Origin of the sequence: Streptomyces sp. NPDC052396, assembly GCF_044593195.1 — a bacterium.
GTDB lineage: Bacteria > Actinomycetota > Actinomycetes > Streptomycetales > Streptomycetaceae > Streptomyces.
In genome coordinates, this window is the sequence record NZ_JBIUAW010000002.1 from 141677 (window position 1) to 165802 (window position 24126).

A 24126-nucleotide genomic window follows, 5' to 3' on the forward strand; every position below is an offset into this window, starting at 1 on the left:
ACGGGTGAGGTCACCGTGCTACGAGTGTGACCTGTGCGGCCTCGATGCTGGACCACACCCGGGTGCCCTCGGCCAGGGCCAGCCCGGCGGCCATGGCCGGGGAGAGCTCGGCGGTCAGCTGCGGCGGGCCGCTGATCAGTGCCTGTAGCCGGCCGCCCTGGGCGGTGAGTTCCCGAACGGTGCCCGGCCAGACATTGCGAGTGGCGGCGGGCTCCGGGGCGGTGGTGTGCAGGGTGACCGCTTCGGGGGCGATCACGGCGAGCGCGGTGTCGGTGCCGGGGGGCAGCGGGTCCGCGGCGGTGATCTCGGTTCCGTCGTCGAGCAGCAGGGTACGGTCCGAAGTCACCTTGCCCGTCAGGGCGTTGCGACCCAGCATCCGGGCCGTCCAGGGGGTGCGCGGACGATGGCCGAGCTCGGCGGGGGTCGCGTCCTGGACGGTGTGTCCATCCTCCAGCACCAGCACCCGGTCGGCCAGTGACAGGGCCTCCACCGGGTCATGGGTGACCAGCAGGCAGACCCCGGGGAAACCGGCCAGGTGGGTGCGCAGGGTGTGCCGGACGCGGGCCCGGGTGGACTGGTCCAGAGCCGCCAGCGGCTCGTCCAGCAGCAGCAGCCGGGGGCGTGCGGCCAGGGCGCGGGCCAGGGCCACGCGCTGGGCCTGGCCGCCGCTGAGCGCCTTTGGCCTGCGGTGCGCCAGGTCGCCGATGCCGAGCCGGTCCAGCCATTGCTGGGCTTGGCGGCGTGCCTCGGCCCGGGGGACGCCCTGGGCGCGCAGGCCGTAGGCGGTGTTGGCGAGGGCGGTGAGGTGGGGGAAGAGGGCGCCGTCCTGGGGGACCCAGGCGATGCGGCGCCGGTGGGCGGGGGTTGTGGGGTCCGTCTCTCCCAGGCGCAGGTGGGTTGCGGTGGCGCGTTGGGTTATGCCGAGCAGCGCTCGCAACAGGGTGGTTTTTCCGGCGCCGTTGGGGCCGACGAGGGCGACGGTGGTGCCGGCCGGGATGTCGAGGGTGGCGTTGACGGCGCCGGTGAGGGTGGCCTGGAGGGGATCCGCCGGTGCCGGGTGCGGCGCCGTCTCGGGGCACGCGCCTTCGGCGCGTGAGGCATCCCACCCGCACCACCCCTGACCCGGCGCGGGGCCGGCCGAGGTCGCCTGCGGGGGCTGAGCGCCGTCGGCGGCCGCCGCACCCAGCCAGCGGCCCCGTAGCGAGACCAGCACCCCCGAGGCGATCACCAGCAGCAGCAAGGAGACCGCCGTCGCCCCCGCCGGATCGTCCTGCAACAGCAGGTACACCTGGAGCGGCAAGGTCTGGGTGACCTCAGGAAGGTTGCCCGCGAAGGTGATCGTCGCCCCGAACTCGCCCAGCGCCCGCGCCCAGCACAGCGCCGCCCCGGCGACCAGCCCGGGCGCGACCATCGGCAGGGTCACCGTGGCGAACACCCGCAGCGGCGCCGCGCCCAGGGACGCCGCCGCCTCCTCATGGCGGACGTCCAGCCCGGCCAGCGCCCCCTCCAGGCTCACCACCAGGAAGGGCATGGCGACAAACGTGGCCGCCACCACCGCCCCCGCGGTGGAGAACGGCAGGGTGATGCCGAGGGAGGCCAGCCAGCCGCCGGCGATCCCGCGCCGCCCGTACCCCTGGAGCAGCGCCACTCCGGCCACCGTGGGGGGCAGCACCATCGGCAGCATCACCAGGCAGCGCACCCATGCCTTGCCGGGGAAGTCCGTTCGGGCCAGCAGCCAGGCCAGCGGCACCCCCAGGCACAGGCTCAGCAGCAGGGCCCAGCCGGACACCGTCAGGGAGAGTGTCAGCGCCGAGCGCACCTCGGTGGAGCCCAGCCGGGACGGCAGGGTGCTCCAGGGAGTGCGGGCCAGCACCCCGCTCAGCGGCAGCAGCAGGAAGAGCACCGCCAGCCCGGCGGGCAGGGTCAGGGCAAGGGGCGTGCGCCTCACGGCTGTTGGAAACCGGCCGCGTGCAGCAGCTTCTGGGCGTCGGGGGAGGCAAGCCACTTGACGAAGTCGGCCGCCGCGTCGGCATGCCGCGAGGACTTCAGGGCCGCGGCCGGATAGGAGGCCACCGCGTTCTGTGCGTCCGGAATGTCGACCGTGGCCACCTTCCCCTTGGCCGCCGCCGCATCGGTGACATAGACGATCCCCGCGTCCGCCTCGCCCATCGAGACCTTGCTCAACACCGCGCGCACGCTGGGCTCCTGGGAGACCGGATGCGCCGTGATGTGCTGCCGGTCCAGCACCTGCTTGCTGTAGCGGCCCACCGGCACCTGGGGGGCGGCGAGCACCACCTTGAGTTTGCTGTCAGCCAGGCCGGACAGGTCCTTCACACCCTTGGGATTGCCCTTGGCGGTGGCGATGACCAGCCGGTTCCTGGCGATCAGGGCGGGGGTGCCGGTGTCCGAGCGCAGCCCGTCCATGGTCTTGGTGTCCGCGGTGACCAGCGCGTCGGCCGGTGCTCCCTGGCGCACCTGCGCGGCCAGTTCCTGGGAGCCGGCGAAGGAGAACTTCACGGTGGTGCCGGGGTGTGCCTTCTCGTAGGCGGCGCCTTCCTGCTTGAAGACGTCGGTCAGGGAGGCGGCGGCCAGCACGGTGAGTGTGGTCTTCCCGCTGTCCTTCCCCTCGCCCTTCCCCTCGTCCTTGGACGAGGAGCAGGCGGCCAGGGGGATCAGCAGGGCGGCGGCCACGACGGCAGCGGCGGACTTGCGGCGCATGGAGGGCTCCAGGGATTGCGGGTCAGGCGCGGTCGGCGCGGTCGATGTGCACATTGGTGGCCTTGACCCGGGCGACGGCCTCCATGCCGACGGCCAGCCCGAGTTCCTCCACCGCCTCACGGGTCAGCAGCGAGACCAGCCGGTGCGGGCCGGCCTGGATCTCCACCTGGGCAGCGACATCGCCGAGCTTGACGGCGGTGATGATGCCGGGGAAGGCGTTACGGGCGGAGGTGTGGGACTCCTGCTCGCCGCCGTCCGCCGCGTCGGCCGCCAGGGCCACCGAGAAGGTGGCCAGATCGGGGCCCTGAATGGTGCGCTTGCCGGACTCGTCCCGTTCGGTGGGGATCCGTCCGGCGTCCGCCCAGCGGCGCACGGTGTCGGGGCTGACGCCGAGCAGCCGCGCTGCCCGGCCAATGGTGTAGGACCGCATATGCGGCACGTTAGGGGCGTTGGGCTCGCATCTGCAAGGCGATCCTAGATCGCTCCCTTGCGGGTGAGATGGGTGAAGGAGATCCAGCCGGGCAGCACCGGCAGCCATAGCGTCATCAGACGGAACAGCAGCACCGCGGGCGCGGCATGCTCGGCGGGCAGCCCGGCGAAGGTCAGGGCACCGGTCATGGCGAACTCCACCGCGCCCACCCCGCCCGGCGTGGGCGCGGCCGAGCCCAGGGCGTTGGCGGTCAGGAAGACCACCGCGGTGCTGGCATAGCTCAGTCCGCCGCCGAAGGCACGGATGGCGGCGTCCAGGCACATCACATTGGCCGCTGTCAGCAGCAGCATGCCGCCGATGCCGGAGAGCAGCTTCTGGGGGCGCTGGAGCACATCCAGCATGCGCGGCACCACCCCGGCGAACAGCGAACGCACCCGGGTGGAGACAAACTTGCGCAGCACCGGGATGGCCGCCACCACCAGCACCAGGACCGCCGCGGTCAGCAGACCGCCGATCACGGTGCGGGAGGGGCCCAGCGAGGAGCTGCGCTCGGTGCCGGTGACATAGCCGAAGGACAGCAGCAGCATGATGTGGCAGGCCAGGCCGAAGAGCTGGGAGGCGCCCACACTGGCCACCGCCAGCCCGGGCCGTACACCCGCCCGTTGCAGGAAGCGGGTGTTGAGCGCCACGCCGCCCACCGCGGCCGGAGCCACCACCTTGACGAAGGAGCCCGCCACCTGGGCCAGCACGGTGCGGCCGAAGCCCACCTTCTCCGGGACGAAGCCCAGCAGGCTCATCGCGGCCGCGACATAGGTCAGGACCTGGAAGGCCACCGCCACCGCCACCCAGATCCAGTTGGCCTGGTCCACCAGCTTGCCGAACTGGATGTGGGTGAGCTGGGTGAGCAGGAAGTAGGCGGCGAAGGCACCGGCCACAAAGCTGATCAGGGTCCGGGGCTTGATCCGCTCCAGCCGCACCGGCTCTATCGGGGCCTGCGGACGGATCAGCAGCACCTGCTGGCGGATCTTGACCAGCGGGTCCTCCTCGCGGGCCTCCTCCAGGGCCTCGTCCACGGCCTTCTTCTCGGCCTGGCGCTCGGCCTTCTCGGCCGCCTTGAGGGTCTTGCGGTCGGTCTCCGGGGCGCGCGCCGCCTCCTTGGCCTCCTTGGCCGCCCGGGCGTTGGCCAGCACCGTCTCGCGCTCCCGCTCGGCCCGTTCCCGGGCCAGCTTGCGCAGCGCCGCCCGGCTGACCCGGCTGAGCGCCAGCGGCTGGAGCAGCGGCAGGCTGTTGGCGACGGCGTCCGGGCCCAGCACATTCACCGCGGTGGCCACCGCACGCTCCGGGCCCACCCGCAGCGCCAGGGTGACCAGCAGCTGTGACACGTCCATGCGCAGCACCAGGTCACCGGCGGCGATCTCGCCGCCGCGCAGGTCGGTGAGGACCACATTGCCGGAACGATCCACCAGCAGGGCGTCGCCGTCCAGCCGGCGGTGGGCGATCCGGCGGGACTGCAGGGCCCGTACCTGGTGCCAGGCGCTGGCCATCAGCTCGTCGGTGATCTCCTGGTCCGGGATGGTGTCCAGGGTGCGGCCGGCCACATGCTCGTACACCAGCATCACCGCGTCCGGGCCCAGCTCGGAGGTGGCGATCAGCTTGGGGGCGTTGGCGCCCGCGGCGATGGCGGCATAGGCCAGCAGGGCCTCCTGCTCCAGCGCCTGGCGCAGCGACTGCAGGTTGCGGCGCTGGATGATGCCGCGCAGCGCCAGACGCTGCCAGAGGCGGTAGAAGAAGCCCTGGGCCTGCTGCTCCCGGTCCACCACGGTGACATCCAGCGGCGGCCCGTCCTCCAGGGTGACGATGTAGCGGCGGCCCCGGTCGTGGTGGACGTGCTCGGCGGGCTCCTCGGTGCGCAGCGCGGTGACCGGCTTGAAGCCCACCCGGCGCAGGCCGGCCAGCAGGTGCTGGCCGGTGGGGCGGACATTGGGGGAGCCGACGGCGTAGAGGGTGCCATAGGCGACGGTCCAGCCGATGAGGACCGTGATCACGATGGAGAACGGGGTGGTGTAGCCGTTGACCAGAACCGCGAAGGCGTCCAGCAGCAGCACCGCCCACATGGCGATCCGCCAGCGCGGGCGGCGGGACATGCCCACCGCCGTCATATAGGCGATCACCGGGGAGAGGTAGCCGTGCACCGGGTCGGTGACACCGCCGCCCGGGGTGACCCGGATCAGCGCCTGGTGGATGGACTCGGGGGCGGCCTTGGCCACCCAGAGGTCGGTGGCCAGCGAGACGCCATGGGCGAGCACCGCGGCCAGCACGCCGTCGGCGACCCGCAGCCCGTCCCGCTTGATCAGCCGTTCCACCGCGAAGGCCACCGGGACGATGAAGATCGCCACATTGGCGGTGAGCCCGGCGAGATTGGCCAGCAGCTGCGGCGCATGACCGGCGCTCTCATGGATGTCCTGCGCCAGGCCGGTGGTGGTCTGGTGCGCGAACGCGGCCAGGGCCAGCACCAGGGCGATGCCCAGGATGCCCAGGAAGAGGCGCACCAGGTCGGCGGGGCGGTGGACGCGGGCCGGAAGCAGGGGCTCGTCGCCGGAGACCTTGTCGATGTGGATCTCGCCGTCCTCGTTGTCGCAGGGGTACGAGCCGTGTGCCCCCGTTCCTCCGTCGCCGGGCAGCCCCTGGGGAGCGCGGTGCTCCTCCTGGGGAGGCTGCGCGCCCTGTGGTTCGTCCGACTCTTCCTGGTCTTCTCGTTCTCGTATCACCGTCACCGCCCGGAAGATGGTGGCATGGCCCGGCCGGGCGCGGGGGTAGCAGGGTGCACTTCAGGGGCGCGGCCAAAGGATCGTACGCCCTGTATTGCCGCTGCGCACTCTGGGTGATCTTGTGGAATACCGGACTCCGGACAGGGCCGGGGCCGATGTCCGAGGGCTGGGGCAGGATGGGCGGAATGGACGCGCTGCCGGAATACGCGGAACGGGTGCTGGCCGTCGCCGAGGAGATCCCGCCGGGCCGGGTGATGACCTACGGCGATGTCGCCGAGTGGCTGGCACAAGAGGAGCAGCCCGAAGGGCTTCCGGTGGAGGGTGGTGGTGGGCGACGGGTGGGAGGTCCCCGGCAGGTGGGCCGGGTGATGGCCCTCTATGGCGGCGCGGTGCCCTGGTGGCGGGTGGTCCGGGCGGACGGCGCCCTGCTGCCCGGCCATGAGGCACGCGCCCTGGAGCACTACCGGGTGGAGGGCACACCGCTGCGCGAGGGCCCCTCGGGGCCGCGGCTGGCGATGGCCCGGGCGCGCTGGGACGGTGTGCCCGCCGTGGGCGGTCCCGATGGGGGCGATCCCGGTGTGAATCGCGCCACCTGAGCGGGGCCGGGGGGACAGCGACACCCGAAGGGATGAGGCGGGAGCAGGGCCATGGTGACCCGGGGGACGCCCTGCGACCCGGGGGCATCCTGGCGTAGCGTCGGGGGTCTCCCTTTCCGACTTCCCCACCGACGGCACCACCTCTCCCCGCGAACCCATCAGGACCGGCAACCCACGTGAGCTCGACCCTCTCCCTCGCCGCCGCCACCGCCCCGGGTGGCTACCGGCTCGTCCGCACCAGGCCGGAGCGGGTGGCTCCTCCTGAACTGGACGCCGCCCAGCGGGCCGTGGTTGAGCACCGGCAGGGGCCGCTGCTGGTGCTGGCCGGCCCCGGCACCGGGAAGACCACCACGCTGGTGGAAGCGGTGGTGGACCGGGTCCGGCGGGGCACCGACCCGGAACGGGTGCTGGTGCTCACCTTCAGCCGCAAGGCCGCCGTGGAACTGCGCGACCGGATGGCGGCGCGCCTGGGGGGCGCGCAGGGTCCGCAGGCCACTACCTTCCACTCCTATTGCTATGGACTGGTCCGCACCCACCGGGACGCCGATCTCTTCGCCGACCCGCTGCGGCTGCTCTCCGGCCCCGAGCAGGATGTGGCCGTCCGTGAACTGCTCGCCGGCCAGGCCGAGTTGGAACGCGAGGGACGGGAGCGGGTGCGCTGGCCGGAGGAGCTGCGCGCCTGCCTGACCACCCGGGGCTTCGCCAACGAGGTCCGCGCGGTGCTGGCCCGCAGCCGGGAACTGGGCCTGGACCCCGGGGCGCTGGGCGCCTTCGCCGCCCGCAACGGCCGCACCGACTGGGCGGCCGCCGCCGGCTTCCTGGCCGAGTACCTGGATGTGCTCGATATGCGCGGCGTGATCGACTACGCCGAGCTGGTGCACCGGGCGGTGCTGCTGGCCGAGCGGCCGGAGGTGGCGGCGGAGCTGGCCCGCTCCTATGACGCGGTCTTCGTGGACGAGTACCAGGACACCGACGCGGCCCAGGCGCGGCTGCTGCGGGCGCTGGCCGGATACAGCGGGGCCGTGCGAAGCACGTCGATGAGGGGTGGTGGCCGGGCGACGGGCGGCCGTACTCTGGTCGCCTTTGGCGACCCCGACCAGTCCATTTATGCCTTCCGGGGCGCCGACGTGGGCGGCATCCTGGACTTCCCGCACGCCTTCCCGCGCGCCGACGGCACCCCCGCCCCGGTCGCGGTGCTCACCACCGCCCGCCGCTCCGGCGCCGGCCTGCTGGCCGCCACCCGGCTGCTCACCCACCGGATGCCGCTCACCCGGCTGCCGGCCGCGGCCGTCCGCGCCCACCGCGAGCTGACCGCCGCCCGCCGGGGCGGCCAAGTGGAGGCGTACACCTACCCGACGCCCAGCGCCGAGACCGACAACATCGCCGACATCCTGCGCCGGGCCCACCTGGAGGACGGCGTCCCCTGGGGCGAGATGGCGGTGCTGGTCCGGGCCGGCGCCCGCTCCCTGCCGTCCGTACGCCGCGCGCTGACCTCGGCCGGAGTGCCGGTGGAGGTCGACGGCGACGATGTCCCGCTGCGGCACGAGCCCGCGGTGGCCCCGCTGCTGACCGCGCTGCGGGTGGTGGCCGAGCCGGCGGACTCCCCACGGGTCCGGCTGACCCCCGAGGCCGCACTGGACCTGCTGACCTCACCCCTCGCCGGCATGGACGGCACCGACCTGCGCCGCCTGGGCCGGGCGCTCAGAGAAGAAGAGCGCACCGCGGGCAACCCCGTCCCCCGCCCCTCCGACACCCTGATCGCCGAGGCCCTCGCCGAGCCGGAACGCTTGGTCGCGCACGACCCCTCGTACGCCAAGGCCGCCCACCGCCTGGGTGCGCTGCTGCGCACGGCACATGAGCTCCTCGCCCGGGGCCGCACCGTCGAGGACGCCCTCTGGACGCTGTGGAACGGCACCCCCTGGCCCGACCGGCTGCGCCGCTCCGCCCACCGCGGCGGCGCCGCCGGCCGCAACGCCGACCGTGACCTGGACGCGGTGTGCGCCCTGTTCGAGACCGCGGCCCGGGCGGACGAGCACACCGGCGGCCCCGGCGCCCTGAACTTCCTGGACGAGCTGGACGCCCAGGACATCGCCGCCGACACCCTCACCCGCCGCGCCGTCCGCCCGGACGCCGTCCGGCTGATGACCGCGCACCGCGCCAAGGGCCTGGAATGGCGGCTGGTGGTGGTGGCCGGCGTCCAGGAGGGCCTCTGGCCCGACCTGCGCCGCCGCGGCTCCCTGCTGGAAGCCGACCGGATAGGCCGCGACGGCATCACCGAACCGCTCAGCCAGGCCGCCCTGCTGGCCGAGGAACGCCGGCTGTTCTATGTCGCCGCCACCCGCGCCCGCGACCGCCTGGTGGTCACCGCCGTCAAGTCCGCCGCCGAGGACGGCGACCAGCCCTCCCGCTTCCTCGCCGAACTCGGCGTCCAGCCGGCCGACATAACCCAGCGCCCGCGCCGCCCGCTGGCCGTCGCCGCCCTGGTCGCCGAGCTGCGCGCCACCACCGTCGACCCCGGCGCCTCCGCCGCGCTGCGCGCCGCCGCCGCCCAGCGGCTGGCCCGGCTGGCCGCGCTGCGCGACGACGAGGGCCAGCCGCTGGTGCCCGCCGCCCACCCCGACCGCTGGTGGGGCCTGGACGAGACCACGCACAGCCCCGCCCCGCTGCGCGACCCCGGACAGCCGCTGGCCCTCTCCGGCTCCGCCCTCGACCAGCTGGCCAACACCTGCTCCCTCCAGTGGTTCCTGGGCCGCGAGGTGAAGGCGGACGCCCCGGCCACCGCCGCCCAGGGCTTCGGCAATGTGGTGCATGTCCTCGCCGACGAGGTGGCCTCCGGCCGTACCCCCGCCGACCTGTCCGTGCTGATGGAACGCCTGGACACGGTCTGGGACGCGCTGGCCTTCGACGCCCCCTTCAAATCCCGGCAGGAGAAGGAGAACGCCCGCGCCGCCCTGGAACGCTTCCTGCGCTGGCACATCCTGGAGCGCGGCCGCACCGTGGTCGCCACCGAGCACGGCTTCGATGTCACCCTGGAGGCCGGCCGGTACCGGATCCGGGTGCGCGGCTCCATGGACCGGCTGGAGAAGGACGCCGGGGGCCACGCCTATGTGGTCGACTTCAAGACCGGCCGCAGCGCGCCCAGCGCGGACGAAGTCGCCCACCACCCCCAGCTCGCCGTCTACCAGCTGGCCCTGGAGCAGGGCGCGGCCGACGAGGCGTTCGGCGGGGTACGGCCCCGGGCCGGCGGCGCCGAGCTGGTGCACCTGCGCCAGGGCGCCACCCGCAAGGACGGCGGGGACGCCCTGCCCAAGGTCCAGGGCCAGCCGCCGCCCGGCGAGGCGGCGGACGGCGACTGGATCGGCGAGCTGCTCGCCGAGGCGGCCGGCCGGGTCCTGGAGGAGCGCTTCGCCCCACGCAGCGGCCCGCACTGCGGCCACTGCTCCTTCCGCGCCTCCTGCTCGGCCCGGCCCGAAGGCCGCCAGGTGATCGAATAGCCGGGCGGCCGAGCAACCGGGTGATCGAATAGCCGGTTGATCGAATAGGGCATTGTCAGTGGGTCCGGTTAGCGTTTTCGATCGTGACCCCGCGCCTGACCGACCCCGAGCAGCTCAAGGAGCTGCTGGGCATCCCCTTCACCCCGGAGCAGACGGCCTGCATCACCGCGCCGCCCGCCCCGCAGGTCATCGTGGCCGGCGCCGGGTCCGGCAAGACCACGGTGATGGCCGCCCGGGTGGTCTGGCTGGTGGGCACCGGCCAGGTCGCCCCCGAGCGGGTGCTGGGGCTCACCTTCACCAACAAGGCGGCCGGCGAGCTGGCCGAGCGGGTGCGCAAGGCCCTGGCCCAGGCCGGGATCCACGCCGGGCCGCCGGACGGCGCCGGGCCGCTGGACGACGGCGCCACCGGCGAACCGCAGATCTCCACCTACCACGCCTTCGCCGGCCGGCTGCTGAAGGACCACGGCCTGCGCATCGGCCTGGAGCCCGACGTCCGGCTGCTCGCCGACGCCACCCGCTACCAGCTGGCCGCCCGGGTGCTGCGCGCCGCCCCCGGCCCCTACCCCTCGCTCACCCGCCCGTTCGGCGACCTGGTCGCCGACCTGCTCGCCCTGGACGGCGAACTCGCCGAGCACCTGGTGGAGCCGGACCAGCTGCGCGCCCATGACACCGGGCTGCTGGCCTGCCTGGAGGACGCCAGACTCTCCAACGCCGACCTGCGCAAGGTGCCGGAGGCGGCCCGCGCCCGGCTGGAACTGCTCGGCCTGGTCGGCGCCTACCGGGCCGAGAAACGGCGGCGCGGCCTGCTGGACTTCGGCGACCAGATCGCCCGCTGCGCCGAACTGGCCCGTACCCGCCCGGAGGTGGGGCGGCTGCTGCGCGAACAGTTCCAAGTGGTGCTGCTGGATGAGTACCAGGACACCTCGGTGGCTCAACGCCTGCTGCTGGCAGGGCTGTTCGGCGAGGGAACCGGCCACCCGGTGACCGCGGTCGGCGACCCCTGCCAGGCCATCTACGGCTGGCGCGGCGCCTCGGTGGCCAACCTGGACGACTTCCCCCGGCACTTCCCGCACGCCGACGGCCGTCCCGCCCGCCGTCAGTCGCTCAGCGAGAACCGCCGCAGCGGCGGCCGGCTGCTGCGCCTGGCCAACGGGCTGGCCGCCGAGCTGCGTGAGCGCCACGAGGGGGTGGAGGCGTTGCGCCCGGCGCCCGGCGCCGAGCACGACGGCCTGGTCCGGTGCGCCCTGCTGCCCACCCACACCGAGGAACTGGCCTGGCTGGCCGACTCCATCTCCCACCTGGTGCGCACCGGCACCCGGCCGGGCGCCATCGCGGTGCTCTGCCGCACTGCCACCGACTTCGCCCGGATCCAGGGCGAGTTGGTGTCCCGGGACATCCCGGTCGAGGTGGTCGGGCTGTCCGGGCTGCTGCACCTGCCGGAGATCGCCGACCTGGTCGCCGTCTGCGAGGTGCTCCAGGACCCCACCGCCAACGCCTCGCTGGTGCGGCTGCTGACCGGCCCGCGCTGGCGGATCGGCCGGCGCGACCTGGCGCTGCTGGGCCGCCGGGCCCGCACCCTGGTGCCGTACGGCAGCGCGGGCACCGACCCGGAGCGGCGGCTGGCCGAGGCGGTCGAGGGCCGGGACCCGGCCGAGACCATCTCCCTGGCCGATGCCCTGGACACCTTCCTGACCGGCCGGTCCGGCCAGGAAACGGATGACGGCCTGCCGTTCTCCGCCGAGGCCCGGGTGCGCTTCGCCCGCCTCGCCGCCGAACTGCGTGAGCTGCGCCGCTGCCTGGCCGACCCGTTGATGGACGTGCTGCACCGGGTGCTGGCCACCACCGGCCTGGAGGTGGAGCTCTCCGCCTCCCCGCAGGCCCTGGCTGCCCGCCGCCGGGAGACGCTCACCCAGTTCCTGGACATCGCCGCCTCCTTCGCCGGGCTGGACGGCGAGGCCGGGCTGCTCGCCTTCCTGGGCTTCCTGCGCACCGCCGTCCAGTACGAGAAGGGGCTGGACAACGCGCTGCCCGGCGGGGAGGACACCGTCAAGGTGCTCACCGCGCACAAGTCCAAGGGCCTGGAGTGGGATGTGGTCGCCGTCCCCGGCCTGACCGCCCGCGCCTTCCCCAGCGAACAGTCCCGCGACCTGTGGACCGCCCAGGCCAGGGTGCTGCCGCACGCCCTGCGCGGCGACGCGGACACCCTGCCCGAGCCGGCCGCCTTCGATGCCAAGGGGCTGGCCGCCTTCAAGGCCGCCATGAAGGAACACCAGCGGATCGAGGAACTCCGCCTGGGCTATGTGACCTTCACCCGCCCCCGCTCCCTGCTGCTGGCCTCCGCCCACTGGTGGGGCCCGGAACAGAAGCGCCCGCGCGGCCCGTCCGCCTTCCTGAACGCCCTGCGCGAGCACTGCGAGGCCGGCCACGGCGAGATCGAGATCTGGGCCGACCCGCCCGAGGAGGGCACCGGCAACCCCGCGCTGGCCGAGCGCGAGGCCGACCTGGCCTGGCCACTGCCGCTGGACCGCACGGCCCTGACCCTGCGCCGGGCCGCCGCCGCGGAGGTACGGGCGCGCCTTGAGCGTCAACTCGAGGAGGAGGGCGCCGACTTGCCCGCCGAGGCGCGGACGGACCGTGCGGCCGGTGAACCGCATGCCACCGCGCCGGACCGGGACCCCGGTCCCGGGCACGCGCACGCATACGCCTACGACCCGGACTGGCCGCCTCCGCCGGAGGAGGGCGAGTTCCCCGAGTTCGCCGGGCCGATGGACTGGGACGCGCTGTCCAGCGTCCGTCCGGAGGACGAGCAGGGTGAACTGCCGCACGGTCGGGCCGAGTTCGCGGGCGGCGCGCCGGCCGCTGATCGTCCCGGCCCGGGGACCGACGGTGTGCCGTCGCCCTCCGGGCCGGATTCGGTCCGTCCGGAGAGCGGCCCGGCCGGGGAGCCGGATGGGCTGCCGCACGCGCGGGCCGGGTTCGCCGACGGTGCGCCGGCCGGGCGCGCACAGCCGGACTCCGGCCCGGACACCGTCCGTCCGGAAGGCGATCCGGCCTGGGAGCCGAGCGAACCGCCGTACGCACGGGACGAGTTCGCCGATGACGTGCCGGCCGACGGCCGCCCGGGGGGCCCGGACACCGGTGCGCGTCCCGGGCGGGGCGTCGCCGAAGGCTCCGGCGGCCGGGGCCCGCTGCCCGCCCCCCGGCACGAAGACGAGGTGCTCACTCCGGAGGAGGCGCGCCTGATCGCCTCCTGGGACAGAGACCTCGGCTCGCTCGCCGGTGAGCTGCGCCGGGCCCGGGCCGCCGTGCGCGACGTCCTGGTGCCGGCCTCGCTGACCGCCACCGAGCTCACCCGGCTCGCGGCCGACCCGGACGCCTTCGCCCGGGAGCTGGCCCGGCCCATGCCGCGGCCGCCGCAGCCCGCCGCGCGGCGCGGCACCCGGTTCCACGCCTGGGTGGAGTCCCGGTTCGAGGCCCTGCCACTGCCCCTGCTGGGCCCGGATGAGCTGCCCGGCGGCGCCGAGGACGAGCCGGAGATCGCCGACGAGCGCGACCTGGCGGCGCTCAAGGAGGCGTTCGAGCGCACCCCTTACGCCCGGCGCACCCCCTACCGGGTGGAGGCACCGTTCCAGCTCGCCCTGGCCGGCCGGGTGATCCGCGGCCGGATCGACGCGGTCTACCCGGGCGAACAGCCCGGCACCTTCGAGATCGTCGACTGGAAGACCCACCGCCGCCATGACGCCGACCCGCTCCAGCTGGCCGTCTACCGGCTGGCCTGGGCCGAGCGGCACCGTCTGCCGCTGTCCGCGGTGAGCGCCGCCTTTGTCTATGTCCGTGACGGCGAGGTGGTCCGCCCGTCCGGCCTGCCCGACCGCGCCGGGCTGGAGCGGATCCTGCTGGAGGGCGACGAAGGTCACGGGCGAAGATGACGGATGAGGTGGTGAGGAAGGAAACACCGGTCCCGGTTACCGCGGGTGTCCGGATAGGCTCGACGGCATGAGCCCCACCCCGGACAGCGCCGTCCGCAGCTATATCGACACGCACCGTGCCGCCTTCCTCGACGACCTCGCCGAGTGGCTGCGCATCCCGTCCGTCTCGGCCGACCCCGGCCGCGCGGCCGACGTGCGGCGCAGCGCCGACTGGCTGGCGGCCAAGCTCACCGAGACCGGCTTCCCCACCGTGGAGATCTGGGAGACGCCCGGCGGCCCGGCGGTCTTCGCCGAGTGGCCCTGCGGCGCCGAGGACGCGCCCACCGTGCTGGTCTACGGGCACCATGACGTCCAGCCCGCCGCCCGGGAGGACGGCTGGCACACCGAGCCCTTCGAGCCGGTGATCAAGGACGGCCGGCTGTACGCCCGGGGCGCCGCCGACGACAAGGGGCAGGTCTTCTTCCACACCCTGGGCCTGCGCGCCCACCTGGCCGCCACCGGCCGCACCGCGCCCGCCGTCAACCTCAAGCTGATCGTGGAGGGCGAGGAGGAGATCGGCTCGCCGAACTTCCCGGCCCTGATCCGCGAGCGCGCCGACCGGCTGGCCTGTGACGCGGTGATCGTCTCCGACACCGGCATGTGGGCCGAGGACACCCCCACCGTCTGCACCGGGATGCGCGGCCTGATCGACTGCCAGATCGACCTCCACGGCCCGGACCAGGACATCCACTCCGGCTCCTTCGGCGGTGCGGTGCCCAACCCGGCCACCGAGGCCGCCCGGCTGGCCGCGGCCCTGCACGACGAGGACCGCCGGGTGTCCGTCCCCGGCTTCTACGACGGCATCGTGGAACTGACCGACCGCGAGCGCGAGCTCTTCGCCGAGCTGCCCTTCGACGAGAAGCGCTGGCAGCGCACCGCCCACTCGCACGGCACCCTGGGCGAGACCGGCTTCACCACCCTGGAGCGGGTCTGGGCCCGGCCCACCGCCGAGGTCAACGGGATCTCCGGCGGCTACCAGGGCCCGGGCAGCAAGACCATCGTGCCGTCCAGGGCCCAGCTGAAGCTCTCCTTCCGGCTGGTGGCCGGCCAGGACGCGGAGGGCATCCAGCAGGCGCTGCGCGCCTGGGTGGCCGAGCGGCTGCCCGAGGGCATCCGCCACGAGATCCACTTCTGGGGCACCACCCGGCCCTGCCTGACACCGCTGGACGACCCGGCGCTGCGGGCCGTCGTACGGTCGATGGAGCGCGCCTTCGAGCAGCCGGTGCGCTTCACCCGGGAGGGCGGCTCCGGACCGGCCGCCGATCTGCAGGACGTGCTCGGCGTCCCCGTGCTGTTCCTGGGCATCTCGGTGCCCTCGGACGGCTGGCACGCGCCGAACGAGAAGGTGGAACTCGGCCTTCTGATGAAGGGCGTGGAGACCGCCGCCTATCTGTGGGGCGAACTCGCCGGCTGAGCCGGCGATCCGCACCACGACGTAACACCACCATTCGCAGGGGGAGTTGGAAGCAGCCGTGACCACCTGGACCGATCTAGCCGCCGACCGGCCGATCAAGCTCAGCGGCGCGAGCGGCATCGACCGCGCCGCACACCACCGCCTGGACGAGGCCTGGCTCTCCGCGGCGTGGAGCCACCCCTCGACCCGGGTCTTCGTGGTCTCCGGCGGCCAGGCCCTGATCGACGACACCCCCGACGGGCGCACCGAGCTGGTGATGACCCCCGCCTTCGAGGCCCCGCCCACCGAGACGCACCGCTACTTCCTGGGCCAGGACGAGGACGGGGTGGCCTACTTCGCGCTGCAGAAGGACGCGCTGCCGGGCCGGATCGACCAGTCGGCGCGCCCCGCCGGGCTACGCGAGGCCGGACTGCTGCTCTCCCCGCGCGACGCCGGGCTGCTGGTGCACGCGGTGGCCCTGGAGAACTGGCAGCGCCTGCACCGCTTCTGCTCGCGCTGCGGCGAGCGCACCGTGATCGCGGCGGCCGGGCACATCCGCCGCTGCCCGGCCTGTGGTGCCGAGCACTACCCGCGCACCGACCCGGCCGTGATCATGCTGGTCACGGATGAGAAGGACCGGGCGCTGCTGGGCCGGCAGATGCACTGGCCGGAGGGCCGCTTCTCCACCCTGGCCGGCTTTGTGGAGCCGGGGGAGTCCATCGAGCAGGCGGTGCGGCGGGAGGTCGCCGAGGAGGCCGGGGTGCTGGTCGGGGCGGTGGAGTACGTCGCCAGCCAGCCCTGGCCGTTCCCCTCCAGCCTGATGCTGGGCTTCCGGGCCCAGGCGCTGTCCTCCGACATACAGGTGGACGGCGAGGAGATCCACGAGGCCCGCTGGTTCTCCCGGGAAGACCTGCGGGCCGCGTTCGAGTCCGGAGAGGTGCTGCCTCCCACCGGAATCTCGATTGCGGCCCGGCTGATCGAGCTCTGGTACGGCGAGCCCCTGCCGTCGTAAGGGGCCCCACCGGCGTAGGGGTCCCGCTGTGGGCCCCGGCCCGGGTCAGACGCCGATCTTGGCCTTGACCTGGGCCAGCGAGGGGTTGGTGAGCGTCGAACCGTCCGCGAACAGCAGGGTGGGGACGGTCTGGTTGCCCCCGTTGGCCTTCTCCACAAAGGCCGCCGAGTCGGCGTCGAGCTCGATGTTCACCTCGTTGTACGTGATGCCCTCGCGGTCCATCTGGCTCTTCAGGCGTCGGCAGTAGCCGCACCAGGTGGTGCTGTACATCGTCACGGCGGACATCGAGGCTCCTTGGCGGGTCGGGGTGGGTGGTGTTCCGGTGGTTGAACGCGCGACGGGCTTGGGCCATTCCCCGGCCTTCCCGGATTCCCGGCCTCCCCGGCATTCCGGATTCCCGTCGCCTCCCCGGCATTGATATGACCGGGAGGGCCCGGCTGTGGACGACGGTCCCGGCTTGCTCCGCGAACCTGGCAGCATGGCGGGGTGACAGCAGCAACGCACTCCACCCTCTTCCCCGCCGTGCCGGAGACCCCGGACGCGGTGCTCGACGGGCTGGACCCCGAGCAGCGCGAGGTGGCCACCTCCCTGGACGGGCCGGTGTGCGTGCTGGCCGGAGCCGGTACCGGCAAGACCCGGGCGATCACCCACCGGATCGCCTATGGCGTCCGCTGCGGGGTGCTCCAGCCCGCCAGTGTGCTGGCCGTCACCTTCACCAACCGGGCGGCCGGCGAGATGCGCGGCCGGCTGCGCCAGCTGGGCGCCACCGGAGTCCAGGCACGCACCTTCCACTCCGCGGCCCTGCGCCAGCTGCAGTACTTCTGGCCCAAGGCGGTCGGCGGCGAGCTGCCCCGGCTGCTGGAGCGCAAGGCCCAGCTGGTGACCGAGGCCGCCGCCCGCTGCCGGCTCCGGCTGGACCGCACCGAGCTGCGGGATGTCACCGGCGAGATCGAGTGGGCCAAGGTCACCCAGACCGTCCCGGAGGACTACCCGGCCGCCGCCGCCAAGCACGGCCGCCAGGCCCCCCGCGACCCCGCCGAGATCGCCCGGATCTACGGCACCTATGAGCAGCTCAAGCGCGACCGCGGAGTGATCGACTTCGAGGATGTGCTGCTGCTCACCGTGGCCGTGCTCCAGGACCGGCATGACATCGCCGAGACCGTGCGCCGCCAGTACCAGCACTTCGTGGTCGACGAGTACCAGGACGTCAGCCCCCTGCAGCAGCGCCTGCTGGACCTGTGGCTGGGCGACCGGGACAACCTCTGCGTGGTCGGCGACGCCAGCCAGACCATCTACTCCTTCACCGGCGCCACCCCCGACCACCTGCTGAACTTCCGGGTCCGGCACCCGGGTGCCACGGTGGTCAAGCTGATCCGCGACTACCGCTCCACGCCCCAGGTGGTGCGGCTGGCCAACGGCCTGCTCTCGCAGGCCCGGGGCCGGGCCGCCGAGCACCGGCTGGAGCTGGTCTCCCAGCGGGAGAGCGGACCGGAGCCGGAGTACGCCGAGTTCGCCGACGAGCCCGCCGAGGCGGAGGGCATCGCCCGGCGGATCCGCCGGCTGCTCGACTCCGGCACGCCCGCCAGCGAGATCGCCGTGCTGTACCGCATCAACGCCCAGTCCGAGGTGTATGAGCAGGCACTGGCCGACGCCGGGGTGCCCTACCAGCTGCGCGGGGCCGAGCGGTTCTTCGAGCGGCCCGAGGTGCGCGAGGCCCAGCTGCTGCTGCGCGGCGCGGCCCATGCCGCGGCCGGGGCCCTTGACCCCCGGCTGGACGGTGCCGAGGAGCTGACCGCCCAGGTGAGCGCGGTGCTCTCCAGCCGGGGCTGGACGCCGGAGCCGCCGGCCGGCTCGGGCGCGGTACGGGACCGCTGGGAGTCGCTGGCCGCGCTGGTCCGGCTGGCCGAGGACTTCGGCCGGGCCCGGCCGGGCGCCACCCTGGCCGACTTCTCGGCCGAGCTCGCCGAGCGGGCCGCCGCCCAGCACGCGCCCACCGTGGAGGGTGTGACTCTCGCCTCACTGCACGCGGCCAAGGGCCTGGAGTGGGACGCCGTCTTCCTGGCCGGGCTCACCGAGGGCATGCTGCCCATCACCTACGCCAAGACCGATGAGCAGATCGAGGAGGAGCGCCGGCTGCTCTATGTCGGAGTGACCCGGGCCCGGCACCGGCTGACCCTCTCCTGGGCGCTGTCCCGCGCCCCCGGCGGCCGGCCCTCGCGCCGGCCCAGCCACTTCCTCAACGGCCTGCGGCCGGGCTCCAAAGCGGTCCGGACCGGGACGGCGGACATCTGGGAGCCGATGGCCGCCGGGACCGAGCGGGGCCGGACGCGTACCCGGGTGCAGCGGGCGCCCGCCCGCTGCCGGGTCTGCGGCCGCACTCTGACCGAGGCCGGCGAGATCAAGCTGCTGCGCTGTGAGGGCTGCCCCTTCGAGCTGGACGAGGGGCTCTATGAACGCCTGCTGGAGTGGCGGGGCGAACAGGCCCGGCGGCTGGGCCAGCCCGACTTCTGCGTCTTCACCGACAAGACGCTGCTCGCCATCGCCGAGGCGGTGCCGGGAACCGAAACCGAGCTGGCGAGCATCCCTGGTATGAGGAGACGCAAGCTCGCCCAGTTCGGGGATGACCTGCTCGCACTGTGCGCCGGAGGGGAACCGGAAAAGTCTCCGGAAAAATAGTTTGCGCGGTCGGATGGCGTACCCATAGCCTTCCGAACACGGAGGCAAACGGTTCTTCCAGGAGCCGTTGGTTCCGTGCTGTACTCAACCGAATCTGATGGATCCCGATCCGTCACCGAGACGCCGAGAGGAGGCGAGACCAATGATCAGCTTCATCATTCCGAACAAAATGACCGATCGCCCGGTCTTCGCCATGCTTCCGCTCGGCGCCGCCATCCGTCCCGTGTTCGGTTCGGTCAACGGCACCGGTATGTCCGCCGTCGTCCCGTCCCTGGTCAATGAGCGACCGACCAAGGCGTCTGCGGTAGTGGAACCGGCAGCGGCAGCGGCACTCGCCCCGGCGAGCGCCCTCGCACCGAAGACCGAAGGCGCCGGATCCCTGAAGCGGCAGTACCAGCTCCACTCGCAGTGGGCCTTCCGTGGGCTCGAACCCTGGAGAGATCCAGCCTGATCGCGTGATCAGGTCGGCACCTTCCAGGGCCGCGGAACCCACACCGGGATCCGCGGCCCTTTTGTTTGTCCCCCAGCCGGGGACACCAGCCCGGCCACCAGCCGGAACAACAGACGAGGAAAAGACACCGTGCAACTCAGGACGCACACCCCGTCAGCCACCGACTTGATCCCCCCGCCCGTCCCCACGGAGGACAACTTGACTTCCCTCACCGCCCTGACCGACCTCGACGACGCGATCGAGAACCTGGGCGTGGCCGTCCCCTGCCGCAGCAACGACCCCGAGGTCTTCTTCGCCGAGTCCCCGGCGGACGTGGAGTACGCCAAGTCGCTCTGCCAGACCTGCCCGTTGCGCGAGGCCTGCCTGGCCGGCGCCAAGGACCGCCGCGAGCCGTGGGGTGTCTGGGGCGGCGAACTCTTCGTCCAGGGTGTGGTGGTGGCCCGCAAGCGCCCCCGCGGCCGCCCGCGCAAGAACGCGGTCGTCGCATGAACGCCATCGGCACCATCGACCACCCCCTGACGCACGACCCCAAGAAGCAGGATCCGACCATGCAGCGCCCCATCTCCGAGCCGTTCGGCCCCAAGTCCTTCGCCCGTGACACCTCCGGTGCGACCGCCTCGCGCCAGAACAGGAACCTCGAAATGCAACTCATCCCAGAAGTCCTGGCCCGAGCCCAAATGCAAGACCGGCTGCAGGAAGCCGAGGCCGAACGCCTGGCCTGGCGTCTGGCCACCGCCCGGCGCATGCAGCGCCGGGCCGAGCGGGCCTCACTGCGGGCCCGCCGGGCCCTGGCCATGGCCGTGATGCACTGACCCGGCAGGCCGGTACGGCCGATGCGGCCACACCACAGGGGGCCGGTCCGAACGGACCGGCCCCTCGGTGTTCGGGTGCGTTGTCCGCCGGTGAACCGCCCACGGGGATATCGTCTCCGGGTGGACCAGAAGACGCCTGACCCAGCGCAGTTGGACCCTGAGGCCACCGGGAACACGGTGTGTGCCCGATGTGGCGCCACCGCCGCCGATGGCGCGCCGCCCACCTGGACCTGCTCCGTGGAGAACGGCAGCCGCCGCTACTTCTGCGACGACTGCGCCCGGGCCAACCTCAGAGCGATCGAGGGCCGGCTGGACTCCTCCTGGTGGTAGGGCCCGGGCACCGTCCCGCTCAGGCGGGAGTCTCCTGACCGAGACCGCCGGCCGCGAACCCGGGGACCCAGGCCTCCATCTCGTCCCGCAGCCGCACCGTGGCCCCCAGCTGGCACAGCACCCCGATGGTGCTGGTGGTCACCCGGTGGATCAGCAGGTACGAGGGCGGCAGATTGAGCTGCCGGGCCAACTGGTAGGCGGGGGACCGAGGATCGGCGATCCGCGCCGCCTGGGCCCGCATCCAGTCGCGGCTGAAGGTGAACTCCTCCGTGCGCGCCGGCTCGATGATCGGCAGCAGGTAGTCCAGCACCGCGCCCGGATCCAGCTCGATCTCCGGCTTGACGAAGCCCTCCTCGCACAGCAGTTGGTGCACCTCCTCCGCCTCGCCGTCCAGCGTCAGCCGCAGCGCGGTGCCGATCTCCGGCGGCAGCCCCTGCGGCAGCCGGTCGACGGTGCCGAAGTCCAGCACCCCCAACCGCCATCTCTCCGGCGGGCCGTCGGGGGCATCCCCGGTCAGTAGCCGGAAGTTGCCCGGATGCGGATCGGCGTGCAGCAGCCCGGTGCGGGCCGCACCCGAGAACAGGAAGCGCGCCAGCAACTGCCCGGCCCGGTCCCGCTGCTCCTGGGTGCCGTTGGCTATCACCTCGGACAGCGGCATCCCCTCCAGCCACTCCGTCACCAGCACTTGGTCGCTCTGGTGCACCACCTCGGGCACGGTCACATCGGGATCCCCGGCGAACTCCCGGGCGTGGGCCCGCTGGGCACGCGCCTCCAGTTCATAGTCCAGCTCCTCCGACACCCGGTCGCGCAGCTCGGAGATCAGCGGCTTGATGTCCATCCCCGGAACCAGCGGCCCCAGCAGCTTTGCGAACCGCCCCAGTTGGGTGAGGTCGGACAACAGCGCCTCGCCCGCTCCCGGATACTGCACCTTGACCGCGACCTGGCGCCCGTCATGCCAGACGGCCCGGTGCACCTGCCCGATGGACGCCGCCGCGGCCGGCTTGTCCTCGAACTCCTGGAAAAGATCAGGCCAGTCGGGCCCCAGCCGCTCCGCCAGCGCCGCGTGCACCGACTTCACCGGCATCGGCGGAGCCGCCTCCTGAAGCTTGGTCAGCGCCGCCCGGTAGGGGCCGGCCACCTGTTCCGGAAGCGCCGACTCAAAGACCGACAGGGCCTGTCCGAGCTTCATCGCCCCGCCCTTGAGCTGGCCCAGGGTGGCGAAGAGCTGATCGGCGGTGCGCTGCTGCAACTCCGCGGCGATCAGCTCGGCCGGCCGTCCGCCGATGCGTTTGCCGAGCCCCAGCGCCGTACGCCCGGCGAACCCCAGTGGCAGCGCGGCCAATTTGGCGGTACGAGCGACCGCCTTGCGCGGTAGATCAGACATGCGCCCCTCCAACTAGCTGAACAGCCACGCCGCTGACGGCGGTTACCCGTGCATTCTCCCGTGCGGCGCTCCGGCGGCCGAGGGGCCGTCCGGATCACCGGATCCCGCCGCACCGCAGGGGCACCGCGGATGAGGTGCGACAGGACGCGAGGACCAGCCCGGACCCGGCAGCGCCAGCTCCAGGCGTGACCCCGCGTTCACCCGGGACCCACCGTCGAGGAAAGCCAGCGCCCACGACGCGGTCAGCCCCGCCACCACCGTGGCCAGTGCCATGTCGCACGACGGTACCGCCGAGCGCCGGCCGGACCGCCACTGGGCGAGCATCCGGGGCCAGGTGGCATCCCGGTCCACCTCGGCCAGCTCCAGACAGCCCGCGCAGGCCGACCGGCCGGGCAGCACCAGCGGACCCACCACCCCGGTCGCCTCGACGACCCCCGCATACAGATGCGGGATGCCCGCCGCGAGCAGCTCCCGGGCGCCGGCCGGATCCGGGGCGTAGACCGCCAGGCCGTCCCGGGGCGCCAACACCGTGAGGGACAGCGGAGGTTCGGGCGGGGCCCCGCCGCCGGCCCGCGCCCGGGGCGGTGGCTGGGAGGCGGTCCGCCGCACCACCCGGCGTGCCGCCGCCTCCCTCCGCTCCCCGGCCTGCTCGGGATCCACCCCGCCGGGCCCGGCGTCCCAGGGCTCCACACAGCCGCCGTCCATCACATCCACCCTGCCCACCCCCGAGGCGGACAGCAGCGCCGCGACGGCCGCTCCCACCCGCCCGGCGCCCCGCACCTGCACCCGGGCCCGGCGGCGCGCCGCCAGCAGATGAGCCGCCGCCCCCGGCTCGGAATGCAGCAGGGCCAGCGAGAACAGATCCGGCCGCAGTCGGTCCCCGGCGGCGCCCGGGGCGGGTGAGGTGGTGCCGTCGCGGCCGGTGGAACGGTCGTCCAGCAGACCGGCCGTGGCCAGCCGCTGAACCACGGCGTCGGCGCGGCCTTCCTCAAGCCCCATGGCCGTGGCCTGTTCGCGCAGCAGCGGCAGCCCCCGGGTGCCGTCCAGCAGGGAGAGGAAGGCGCCCGTCGCGGTGTCCACCGGGGACACCACCACCGCATGCGCCCGGGTCATCCCGAACTGCACGGTGTCCCGGCTGCGCCAGGCCCGGCGCAGGGCGGGCTTGATCAGTGGGTGCATGGTGTCCGGCAGTTCGCCGGAGGCGGGCGGGGAAGCCGGTCCGGAATCGGGCCAGGACGTCGGTGCGGTCCGCTCGCATACGGCGGTCGTCTGCATGGTTCCCCCTCAAGGCGGCGGCCCTGCCCGGGTGTTGGACGCGGTACCGGTCGGTGGTCATCAGCATGCAGCTACGCCGCGCTGGCCGTGCGAAGTTATCCACAGGCACCGGTATTTGTCGTACAAGCGCTGGCGAGGGTCCCGTTTCTCCGCCAACCCGGCGGTGGGCGGGACTTCGCGCGCTGCCAGCGGGTAACGTCGGGGCGTGCCCGTCGACCCCCTGCACAGTGCCGCAAGACCACCGCGCAGTGCCTCGAGCCCGCCCGCCAAGGGCGCGGAGAGCGGTGCGGTCGAGGTTCGCCGGAGCGCGCGCCGCCGCAGAACGGTCTCCGCCTACCGCGAGGGCGACCGCACCATCGTCCTGATTCCGGCCCGGATGTCGGACGCCGAGGAGCGGCGCTGGGTGAGCGTGATGCTGGAGCGGCTGGCCGCGCAGGAGAGCAAGCGGATGCTGGGCGATGCCGAGCTGGCCGACCGCGCCGCCCGGCTGTCGGAGCAGTATCTGTCCGGCCGGGCCAGGCCGGACAGCGTCCGCTGGGTCACCAACCAGAACACCCGCTGGGGTTCCTGCACCCCGGCCGAGGGCAGCATCCGGCTCTCCCACCGGCTGCAGGGCATGCCCGAGTACGTGGTCGACTATGTACTGCTCCATGAGCTGGCGCACCTGCTGGTGCCCGGCCATGGGCCGGACTTCTGGCGGCTGCTGGAGGCGTACCCCCGCACCGAGCGGGCCCGTGGCTACCTCGAAGGCGTGGTGGCCGCCGACCGGCTGCCCCACCTGCCCGCCGCCCGCAGCGAATGACCCCCTCGGCCGAGGGG

General features: G+C 73.5%; 18 protein-coding genes. 11 read left to right on the top strand and 7 right to left on the bottom strand.

Annotation, left to right across the window (positions count from 1 at the left end; translation table 11 throughout):
* Window positions 1-10: 10 nt before the first annotated feature.
* From ACIHFE_RS05700 to ACIHFE_RS05715, 4 genes are read right to left on the bottom strand one after another with little or no spacing between them, the layout of a single operon-like run.
* Complete coding sequence (locus ACIHFE_RS05700; RefSeq protein ID WP_400104543.1) at window positions 11-1948, bottom strand: ABC transporter permease; 1938 nt, start codon at window positions 1946-1948, stop codon at window positions 11-13.
* The gene (gene modA / locus ACIHFE_RS05705; RefSeq protein WP_400104544.1) at window positions 1945-2718 is read right to left on the bottom strand and encodes a molybdate ABC transporter substrate-binding protein; all 774 of its coding nucleotides are present in this window, start codon (window positions 2716-2718) and stop codon (window positions 1945-1947) included. The genes ACIHFE_RS05700 and modA overlap by 4 nt, the downstream gene beginning before the upstream one ends.
* Before the next feature lie 22 nt (window positions 2719-2740).
* Window positions 2741-3148, bottom strand: coding sequence for a molybdopterin-binding protein (locus ACIHFE_RS05710; protein ID WP_400104545.1), 408 nt, complete (start codon window positions 3146-3148; stop codon window positions 2741-2743).
* 44 nt (window positions 3149-3192) lie between these two features.
* Window positions 3193-5916 carry a lysylphosphatidylglycerol synthase domain-containing protein gene (locus tag ACIHFE_RS05715; protein WP_400105011.1) on the bottom strand — a complete coding sequence of 908 codons (2724 nt, stop codon included), beginning with the start codon at window positions 5914-5916 and terminating at the stop codon, window positions 3193-3195.
* 176 nt (window positions 5917-6092) lie between these two features.
* Between ACIHFE_RS05715 and ACIHFE_RS05720 the strand changes: the two genes are divergently transcribed.
* The 5 genes from ACIHFE_RS05720 to nudC all read left to right on the top strand — a co-directional run bounded on the left by ACIHFE_RS05720 (window position 6093) and on the right by nudC (window position 16379).
* The gene (locus ACIHFE_RS05720) at window positions 6093-6512 is read left to right on the top strand and encodes an MGMT family protein (protein ID WP_400105012.1); all 420 of its coding nucleotides are present in this window, start codon (window positions 6093-6095) and stop codon (window positions 6510-6512) included.
* 176 nt (window positions 6513-6688) lie between these two features.
* Window positions 6689-10006, top strand: a complete 3318-nt coding sequence (locus tag ACIHFE_RS05725; protein WP_400104546.1) for an ATP-dependent helicase — start codon at window positions 6689-6691, stop codon at window positions 10004-10006.
* Window positions 10007-10089: 83 nt separating this feature from the next.
* Window positions 10090-13935, top strand: coding sequence for a UvrD-helicase domain-containing protein (locus ACIHFE_RS05730; RefSeq protein WP_400104547.1), 3846 nt, complete (start codon window positions 10090-10092; stop codon window positions 13933-13935).
* A gap of 67 nt (window positions 13936-14002) precedes the next feature.
* Window positions 14003-15388, top strand: a complete 1386-nt coding sequence (locus ACIHFE_RS05735; protein WP_400104548.1) for a dipeptidase — start codon at window positions 14003-14005, stop codon at window positions 15386-15388.
* A 58-nt stretch (window positions 15389-15446) separates the two neighbouring features.
* The gene (nudC, locus tag ACIHFE_RS05740) at window positions 15447-16379 is read left to right on the top strand and encodes an NAD(+) diphosphatase (RefSeq protein ID WP_400104549.1); all 933 of its coding nucleotides are present in this window, start codon (window positions 15447-15449) and stop codon (window positions 16377-16379) included.
* 45 nt (window positions 16380-16424) lie between these two features.
* Here the strand turns inward: nudC and ACIHFE_RS05745 are convergent, their stop codons facing one another.
* Window positions 16425-16664, bottom strand: coding sequence for a mycoredoxin (locus tag ACIHFE_RS05745; RefSeq protein ID WP_400104550.1), 240 nt, complete (start codon window positions 16662-16664; stop codon window positions 16425-16427).
* Window positions 16665-16865: 201 nt separating this feature from the next.
* Here ACIHFE_RS05745 and ACIHFE_RS05750 point away from each other — a divergent pair, with 201 nt between their 5' ends.
* The 5 genes from ACIHFE_RS05750 (at window position 16866) to ACIHFE_RS05770 (ending at window position 20648) form a co-directional block, all read left to right on the top strand.
* The gene (locus ACIHFE_RS05750) at window positions 16866-19055 is read left to right on the top strand and encodes an ATP-dependent DNA helicase UvrD2 (RefSeq protein WP_400104551.1); all 2190 of its coding nucleotides are present in this window, start codon (window positions 16866-16868) and stop codon (window positions 19053-19055) included.
* Between the two features lie 142 nt (window positions 19056-19197).
* Window positions 19198-19506 (top strand): hypothetical protein, encoded by a 309-nt coding sequence (locus tag ACIHFE_RS05755; protein ID WP_400104552.1) that lies wholly within the window; start codon window positions 19198-19200, stop codon window positions 19504-19506.
* 129 nt (window positions 19507-19635) lie between these two features.
* Window positions 19636-19995: a WhiB family transcriptional regulator gene (locus ACIHFE_RS05760; RefSeq protein WP_400104553.1), complete on the top strand. Its 360-nt coding sequence runs from the start codon at window positions 19636-19638 to the stop codon at window positions 19993-19995.
* Window positions 19992-20318, top strand: coding sequence for a hypothetical protein (locus tag ACIHFE_RS05765; protein ID WP_400104554.1), 327 nt, complete (start codon window positions 19992-19994; stop codon window positions 20316-20318). The genes ACIHFE_RS05760 and ACIHFE_RS05765 overlap by 4 nt, the downstream gene beginning before the upstream one ends.
* Window positions 20319-20438: 120 nt before the next feature.
* Window positions 20439-20648 carry a hypothetical protein gene (locus ACIHFE_RS05770; protein WP_400104555.1) on the top strand — a complete coding sequence of 70 codons (210 nt, stop codon included), beginning with the start codon at window positions 20439-20441 and terminating at the stop codon, window positions 20646-20648.
* Window positions 20649-20667: 19 nt separating this feature from the next.
* On the opposite strand, the gene ACIHFE_RS05775 is transcribed toward ACIHFE_RS05770, so the two are convergent.
* Both ACIHFE_RS05775 and ACIHFE_RS05780 read right to left on the bottom strand, forming a co-directional pair.
* Window positions 20668-22032: an ABC1 kinase family protein gene (locus tag ACIHFE_RS05775; RefSeq protein ID WP_400104556.1), complete on the bottom strand. Its 1365-nt coding sequence runs from the start codon at window positions 22030-22032 to the stop codon at window positions 20668-20670.
* A gap of 42 nt (window positions 22033-22074) precedes the next feature.
* Window positions 22075-23307 carry a ThiF family adenylyltransferase gene (locus ACIHFE_RS05780; protein ID WP_400104557.1) on the bottom strand — a complete coding sequence of 411 codons (1233 nt, stop codon included), beginning with the start codon at window positions 23305-23307 and terminating at the stop codon, window positions 22075-22077.
* Between the two features lie 205 nt (window positions 23308-23512).
* On the opposite strand from ACIHFE_RS05780, the gene ACIHFE_RS05785 reads away from it, so the two are divergent.
* The gene (locus ACIHFE_RS05785) at window positions 23513-24109 is read left to right on the top strand and encodes a M48 family metallopeptidase (protein ID WP_400104558.1); all 597 of its coding nucleotides are present in this window, start codon (window positions 23513-23515) and stop codon (window positions 24107-24109) included.
* Window positions 24110-24126 lie beyond the last annotated feature (17 nt).

Bases quoted from the DNA above. Each gene is read 5' to 3' on its own strand.
- modA (WP_400104544.1), bottom strand. From the start codon at position 2,718: ATGCGCCGCAAGTCCGCCGCTGCCGTCGTGGCCGCCGCCCTGCTGATC.
- ACIHFE_RS05710 (WP_400104545.1), bottom strand. From the start codon at position 3,148: ATGCGGTCCTACACCATTGGCCGGGCAGCGCGGCTGCTCGGCGTCAGC.
- ACIHFE_RS05720 (WP_400105012.1), top strand. From the start codon at position 6,093: ATGGGCGGAATGGACGCGCTGCCGGAATACGCGGAACGGGTGCTGGCC.
- ACIHFE_RS05735 (WP_400104548.1), top strand. From the start codon at position 14,003: ATGAGCCCCACCCCGGACAGCGCCGTCCGCAGCTATATCGACACGCAC.
- ACIHFE_RS05745 (WP_400104550.1), bottom strand. From the start codon at position 16,664: ATGTCCGCCGTGACGATGTACAGCACCACCTGGTGCGGCTACTGCCGA.
- ACIHFE_RS05755 (WP_400104552.1), top strand. From the start codon at position 19,198: ATGATCAGCTTCATCATTCCGAACAAAATGACCGATCGCCCGGTCTTC.
- ACIHFE_RS05765 (WP_400104554.1), top strand. From the start codon at position 19,992: ATGAACGCCATCGGCACCATCGACCACCCCCTGACGCACGACCCCAAG.
- ACIHFE_RS05775 (WP_400104556.1), bottom strand. From the start codon at position 22,032: ATGTCTGATCTACCGCGCAAGGCGGTCGCTCGTACCGCCAAATTGGCC.
- ACIHFE_RS05780 (WP_400104557.1), bottom strand. From the start codon at position 23,307: ATGCAGACGACCGCCGTATGCGAGCGGACCGCACCGACGTCCTGGCCC.